The sequence below is a fragment of the Achromobacter sp. UBA5777 genome, assembly GCF_002418565.1.
Lineage (GTDB): Bacteria > Pseudomonadota > Gammaproteobacteria > Burkholderiales > Burkholderiaceae_B > Achromobacter > Achromobacter animicus.
Genome location: NZ_DIEJ01000293.1, coordinates 1 through 6833 on the forward strand (window position 1 = coordinate 1; position 6833 = coordinate 6833).

Annotated in this window: 5 protein-coding genes and 1 pseudogene; all 6 read left to right on the top strand. The window is 67.3% G+C overall.

Annotated features, from left to right (window positions below):
• A partial coding sequence (locus B3446_RS25615; protein ID WP_291386701.1) for an ABC transporter substrate-binding protein occupies positions 1 to 1168 on the top strand: 1168 nt, incomplete at its 5' end.
• Positions 1169 to 1367: 199 nt separating this feature from the next.
• A complete protein-coding gene (locus B3446_RS25620) occupies positions 1368 to 2465 on the top strand; it encodes an ABC transporter substrate-binding protein (RefSeq protein ID WP_217467873.1) in 1098 nt (365 codons plus the stop codon).
• Between the two features lie 136 nt (positions 2466 to 2601).
• Positions 2602 to 4380, top strand: coding sequence for an ABC transporter permease (locus tag B3446_RS25625; protein ID WP_175126245.1), 1779 nt, complete (start codon positions 2602 to 2604; stop codon positions 4378 to 4380).
• The gene (locus tag B3446_RS25630; protein WP_291386704.1) at positions 4373 to 5461 is read left to right on the top strand and encodes an ABC transporter ATP-binding protein; all 1089 of its coding nucleotides are present in this window, start codon (positions 4373 to 4375) and stop codon (positions 5459 to 5461) included. Before B3446_RS25625 ends, B3446_RS25630 begins: the two co-directional genes overlap by 8 nt.
• Before the next feature lie 81 nt (positions 5462 to 5542).
• Complete coding sequence (locus tag B3446_RS25635) at positions 5543 to 6442, top strand: TonB family protein (protein ID WP_175126253.1); 900 nt, start codon at positions 5543 to 5545, stop codon at positions 6440 to 6442.
• A pseudogene (gene aroE, locus B3446_RS25640) lies at positions 6439 to 6833 on the top strand (shikimate dehydrogenase); the annotation flags it as partial. The gene B3446_RS25635 and the pseudogene aroE, both read left to right, overlap by 4 nt.

Genomic DNA, 6833 nt, shown 5'->3' on the forward strand with positions numbered 1-6833 from the left:
GACCACAGCCGCGGCGGCGTTCTGCGCTGCATGCCTGCTGCTGGCTGCGCCGTCCGCTGAGGTCCGCGCGGCTGAGCCGGCGCGGGTCACGTCAGATTCGGTTGCCGCTCCCGCCGCAGCCAAAACTGCCGACACCCCCCGCCCCACGCAAATCCCCGAAATCCTCACCCGCTACCCCGCCCCCCAGCCCTCCTCCCGCGTCCTTACCATCGCCGGTCCGACCGACACGCCCGTCGTCGCGCCGCTGATCCAGGGCTTTCAGTCCCACCGCCCCGACGTCAGCGTCGTCTACCGCGAGATGGGCAGCCGCGAGCTCTACGAGGCCGCCATCGAAGGGCGCTTGCAGGATGTGGACGTCCTGATGAGTTCGGCATCCGACCTGCAGATCCGGCTAGCCAACGACGGCTACGCGCAAAGCTATGCCTCCCCCTACGCCGCGCGGCTGCCGTCCTGGGCGATCTGGCGGCACGAGGTCTACGGGTTCACGTTCGAGCCCGCCGTCATCGTCTACAACCCCAAGCGCTTTGCCGAAGCGGCCGTGCCGCGATCGCGCCAGGACCTGCTGCGCCTGCTGGAACAGGATCCCCTGCGTCTGCGCGGGCGCATCGGCACCTACGACATCGCCGCCAGCAGCCTGGGCTATCTGCTGGCCGAACAGGATGAACTGGTCTCGTCCAACTTCTGGGGACTGGCCAACGCCATGGGCCAGGCCGGCGTGCGGCTGGCGGCCACCAGCGCCGAGATCCTGGACGCCATCGAGCGCGACGAACTGGACATCGGGTACAACATCCTCGGTTCGTACGCCTTGTCGCGCCAGGCCGCGGGCAGGCCCATCGGCGTGGTGTTTCCGCAGGATTACGTGCTGGTGTTGGCGCGCTCGGTGCTGATCGCGCGCAGCGCCCCCAATCCCGATCTGGGACGTGCCCTGGTGGACTGGCTGCTGTCGCCCGCCGGGCAGCAGGTCGCGTCCAGCCATGCCGCGCTCGGCTCCATCATGGAAGACACGCCGGGGCGCTGGACCTCCGAAGCGGTGCTGGCTCGGTCGCAGGGCATCGTGCAGCCGGTGATGTTAAGTCCCGCGCTGCTCGTGGGACTGGATCAGCGGCGGCATTCGCGCTTCGTGCAGAACTGGATCCGGCTCGTCACCGATACGCCGCAGCGGCCGTAATAGAAACGTGGGCCGACCACGCACATGAAAGCATGGGCAGACCGCGGACACGCCCAAGATGCCCCCGTCGCCAGGCCCAGGGATTTCCCCTAGACGCCACCTGCCGCCATGACAGGACGACGACAGACGCGCACTCCTAAGATGGCTGCACGCGGACCCTAGAGCCCGCATCAAGCCAAATCAATCGGAGACATCCCCCATGCTTGCCAAGTCCAAACTGGCGGCCGCCTGCGCCGCCGCATTCGCCATCGCCTCCGGCAGCGCCTTTGCGCAGGCAGTGCCCGCAGGCTACCCGGCCGACTACCAGAAGATCCTGGACGGCGCCAAGAAGGAAGGCAAGGTCGTCATCTATTCGACCACCGACACCAAGGCCGCCGGCCCCATCATCAAGGGCTTCGAAGCCATGTATCCGGGCGTCAAGGTCGAATACAACGACATGAACAGCACCGAGCTCTACAACCGCTACATCAGCGAACAGGCGGCGGGCGGCGGCAGCGGCGACATCGTCTGGAGCTCGTCGATGGACTCGGCCCTGAAGCTGGCCACCGATTACGCGCTGAAGTACCAGTCGCCCGAGGCAGGCAAGCTGCCGGCGTGGGCCAACTGGAAGGATTCGGCCTACGGCACCACCTACGAGCCAGCCGTCTTCATCTACAACAAGCGCCTCATTCCCGCCAATGAAGTGCCCACGACGCACGGTGCGCTGGCCAAGCTGATCGCCAGCCAGCCCGACAAGTTCAAGAACAAGGTCACCACCTACGACATCGAGAAGTCCGCCGTCGGGTTCATGCTGGCCGTTCAGGACAAGGCCAACGATCCCAAGTATTTCGACACCCTCAAGGACATCGCCAAGGGCGGCCTGATCGTGCAGTCGTCCACCGGCACCATGATGGAACGCGTGTCCTCGGGCGAGAACCTGATCGGCTACAACATCCTGGGCTCCTACGCCGAAACGCGCGCCAAGAACGATCCGTCGCTGGGCGTGGCCTACCCCACCGACTACGCGCTGGTGCTGTCGCGCGTCGCGTTCATCAGCAAGAAGGCCAAGAACCGCAACGCCGCCAAGCTGTGGATGGACTACCTGCTGTCCCAGAAGGGCCAGGAGATCATGGCCAACCAGGCCGATCTGGCGTCCGTGCGCGACGACATCGAAGGCGACAACGACGTGGACGGCATGACCAAGAAGCTGGGCGCCTCGCTCAAGCCGATTCCGGTCAACGAAACGCTGCTGGACTACCTGGAGCAGAACAAGCGCCTGGAATTCATCAAGCAATGGCGGGCGGCAGCGGGCAAGTGATGCCCCGGCTCCGGGCGTCAACACGGCCCGGAGCCGCCGCCAACGCAGCGGACGGCGCGCCGTCCGCCTGACCCTGCCCCGGGGCCCTCGCCCCGGCGGCGCGGCCACCGCGTCATTTCCGATTACAGGATTTCCCATGCAGTCATTGCGCAGAAAATGGCAGTCCCTGCCACGCGGCGTGGTGGTGCTGATCACGGCGCTCGCCATCTACGTGCCGCTGTCGTTCATCATCATCCAGAGTTTTCTCTCGGCGCCCTTCTTTGCCCCGTCCAAGAGCTGGAGCCTGGACGCCTTCCGCTTCATCTTCGCGGACCCCGATTTCTACAAGGCGCTACGCAGCGGCTTCATCCTGGCATTCGGCCTGGCCGCCATCGCCATTCCGCTAGGCGGCATGCTGGCGTTCCTGATGATCCGCACCGACCTGCCCGGCCGCCGCTGGATCGAGCCGCTGATCCTGGTGCCGGTGTTCGTGTCTCCCATGGTGCTGGGCTTTGGCTACGTCGTCGCGGCCGGTCCGGTCGGCTTCTTCTCGACCTGGGTGCAGAACATTCTTGGCTTCGTGCCCTGGAACGTCTATTCGCTGACCAGCATCGTCATCATCGCCGGCCTCACGCACGTGCCGCACGCCTACCTGTACATCTCGTCGGCGCTGCGCAGCATGGGTTCCGACGTCGAAGAAGCCGCCCGCGTGGCCGGCGCTTCGCCGCTGCGCGTGATGGTGTCGGTCAGCCTGCCCATGGTGCGGCCGGCCATGCTGTACGCCACGGTGCTGCTTTTCTTCCTGGGTCTGGAGGTCTTTGGCCTGGTGCTGGTGCTGGGCGACCCGGAAGGCAACCTTGTGCTGGCGACCTACCTGTACAAGCTGACCAACAAGCTGGGCATTCCTTCCTATCACCTGATGGCCGCCGTGGCCGTGGTGCTGATCTGCATGACCATTCCGCTGGTGATGCTGCAGCGCCGCCTGATGCGCACCGCCAACCGCTTCGTCACCGTCAAGGGCAAGGCCTCGCGCGCGCGACCGCTGCCGCTGGGCAAGTGGCGTTGGGTCGCCGGCGCGGTCGTGGCGTTCTGGCTGTTCGTCACCATCATCGTGCCGCTGACCGGCGTGCTGCTGCGCGCGTTCGTGTCCAACTGGGGGCTGGGCGTCTCGCTCTTTGACGTGCTGTCGCTCGACGCCTTCCGCACCGTGTTCTCGCAGCCCAATCTGATGCGCGCCATCGTCAACTCGGTCGCCATCGGCGTCTTCGGCGGCGCGCTGGCGGTGATGTGCTACATGTTCGTGGGTCTGGCCATGCACCGCAAGCCGGACAACGTCACGCGTTTCATGGATTACAGCGTGCTGGTGCCGCGCGCCGTGCCGGGCCTCCTGGCCGGTCTGGCGTTTTTGTGGGTGTTCCTGTTCGTGCCGATGTGGCTGGACAACGCGCTGGACGTGGACGAAAACGGCTGGCTGTCGGCCCTGCCCTTCGCGGAATGGCTGCGCGAGAACTTCGTCGAATGGCTGCGCGCCCTGCGCAGCACCATCTTCAGCGTGTGGCTCGCCTACACCGTCGTGTGGATGGCCTATGGCCTGCGCCTGATCTCGTCGACCCTGCTGCAAGTGGGGCCCGAACTGGAAGAAGCCGCGCGCACCGCCGGCGCGCGGCGCGGCCAGGTCACCCGTCACGTCACGGTGCCGCTGGCCAAGTACGGCCTGATCGGCTCGTGGCTGCTGATGTTCCTGATCTTCGAGCGCGAATACTCCACCGGCGTCTATCTGCTGTCGCCCGGCACCGAGACCATCGGGTCCATGCTGGTGTCGCTGTGGGCGTCCGGCGCCATCGACATCGTGGCCGCGCTTTCCTTCATCAATATCGTTCTGGTCGTGATCGGCCTGGGCATCGCCCTGCGATTCGGAGTCAAACTTCATGATTGAGCTTTCTGTAGAAGACCTGCACCTGGACTACGGTGACAACCCGGTGCTCAAGGGCGTGTCGATGCAGCTGCGCCAGGGCGAAGTGGTGTCACTGCTGGGCCCGTCCGGCAGCGGCAAGACCACCCTGCTGCGCGCCGTCGCCGGCCTGGAAGGTCCCAAACGCGGCCGCATCACCATCGGCGAGAACGTCGTCTACGACGGCGCGGCCCGCGCCGAGATCCCGGCCGAAGAGCGCAACCTGGGACTGGTGTTCCAGTCGTACGCGCTGTGGCCGCATAAAACGGTATTCGAGAACGTCGCCTATCCGCTCAAGCTGCGCAAGACGCCGGGCGCCGAGGTGCGCGAACGCGTGCAGGCCGTGCTGGACCAGCTTGGACTGGGCAAGCTGGGCCAGCGCCATCCGCACGCGCTGTCCGGCGGCCAGCAGCAGCGCGTGGCGATCGGCCGCGCGCTCGTCTACAGCCCGCCCGTCATCCTGCTGGACGAGCCGCTGTCCAACCTGGACGCCAAGCTGCGCGAAGAGGCGCGCGCGTTCCTGCGCGAGCTCATCATCCGCCTGGGCCTGTCCGCGCTGATGGTGACGCACGACCAGAGCGAAGCCATGGCGATCTCCGACCGCATCCTGCTGCTGAACAACGGCAAGATCGAGCAGCAGGGCACGCCGCAGGAGATGTACGGATCGCCGTCCACCCTGTTCACGGCCGAATTCATGGGCAGCAACAACCGGCTGGACGGCAAGGTCACCGAGCTGCGCGACGGCCAGGCCCGGATCGAGGGCGCCAGCTGGTCGCTATGGGGCAAGGCCGGTGCGGGCGTCGCCGCGGGCCAGGACGCCACCGCCGTCATCCGCGTGGAGCAGGTCCGCCTGGCCGATGACCCGAACGGCAACCACGTCGACATGCCGCTTCTGACCAGCATGTATCTGGGCGACCGCTGGGAGTACCTGTTCCGCACGCCGGACGCCGATCCGGCCCGCAGCCTCGCCCTGCGCGCCTACGGTCCCGAGGGCCGCGAGCCGGGCCCCTGCCGCCTTGCGCTGCCCGCCGACAAGGTCTGGATCTTCCCCCGGGCGTCCGCCTGACGGGATCTAGGCCGTCCGTCCGAGGGCGAATACCGCCTTCGGACGGACCGCGCGGCGGGTGCGGACTCGCCTTACAATGCGCTGGTGCAACGCGCTGATTCCCCCTCCATGCTGAGCCGTTACCTCTGGTGGCTGGGCGCCCCCGCCCAGCACTACCTGCGTATCGGCATCGCGATATCGCTGTTGGTGCACGCCGGCGCGCTGGCGTGGCGTTTCAGCGCGCCCACGCAGACGCGCCCGCCGGTGACCAGCCTGGAAGTCGTGCTGCTCAATGCCCGCAGCGAGACGCCGCCGGAAACCCCGCGCACCGTCGCGCAGAACCAGATGACGGGCGGCGGCAACGCCGACCGCGGCGTCTCCACCACGCCCCTTCCCCAGACCGGCAGCTCGGCCGAGACCATCGTCCTGGAAGCCATGCGCCAGCGCCAGGTGCAGCTGGAGGCCGAACAGGCCCGCCTCATGACTCAGCTGCGCTCGCCGCACAACGCCGGCCCCGAGCGCCAGGCAGTCAACCCGTGGCCCGACGGCGCCGACGTCGGCCAGGACGCCCAGGACCAGGCCAGCGTCATCCAGAACGCCCAGGTGGCGGCACTGGCGGCGCGGGTCCAGCAATACAGCGCCGAGCCGCGCAAACAGTTCATCGCCCCCTCTGCCGAGGCGTCCCGCTACGCCGGCTACCTGGATGCCTGGCGCACCCGGATCGAAACGGTCGGCACCCAGCATTACCCAGACGAGGCGCGCGGCCGCATCTACGGATCGCTGCGCATCACCGTGTCGGTGCGCGCCGATGGCAGCATCGCCGAGGTCGAGATCGACCAGCCCTCGCCGCACGCGGTCCTGAACCAGGCGGCGCGCCGCATCGTCCAGCTGGCCGCGCCCTTTCCCCCCTTTCCTCCCGATATCGCCCGCGATACGGACGTGCTGGTCATCACCCGCACCTGGCATTTCGTCAACGACACTCTGGAAACACAGGCCCCATGACCGAGGCGATTCCTCAAGCCCGCTACGCCGTCATCGGCAATCCCATCGCGCATAGCCGCTCGCCTCAGATCCACGCCATGTTTTCGCAGCAGACCGGCAAGCCGCTGCGCTACGAGCGCCTGCTTGCTCCGGTGGACGGTTTTGCCGACGCCGTCGCCGCCTTCGTGGCGGACGGCGGCCTCGGCCTGAATGTCACCGTGCCGTTCAAGCTGGACGCCTATGCGCTGGCGTCGGGCCGTCTGTCGAACCGCGCGCGGCTGGCGGGCGCGGTCAACACCCTTTCCTGGCGCGATGGCGTCTGGCACGGCTGCAACACCGACGGCGTGGGTCTGGTCAATGACCTGCTGCGCCTGGGCGTGCGCCTGCCGGGCGCCGCCGTGCTGCTGGTCGG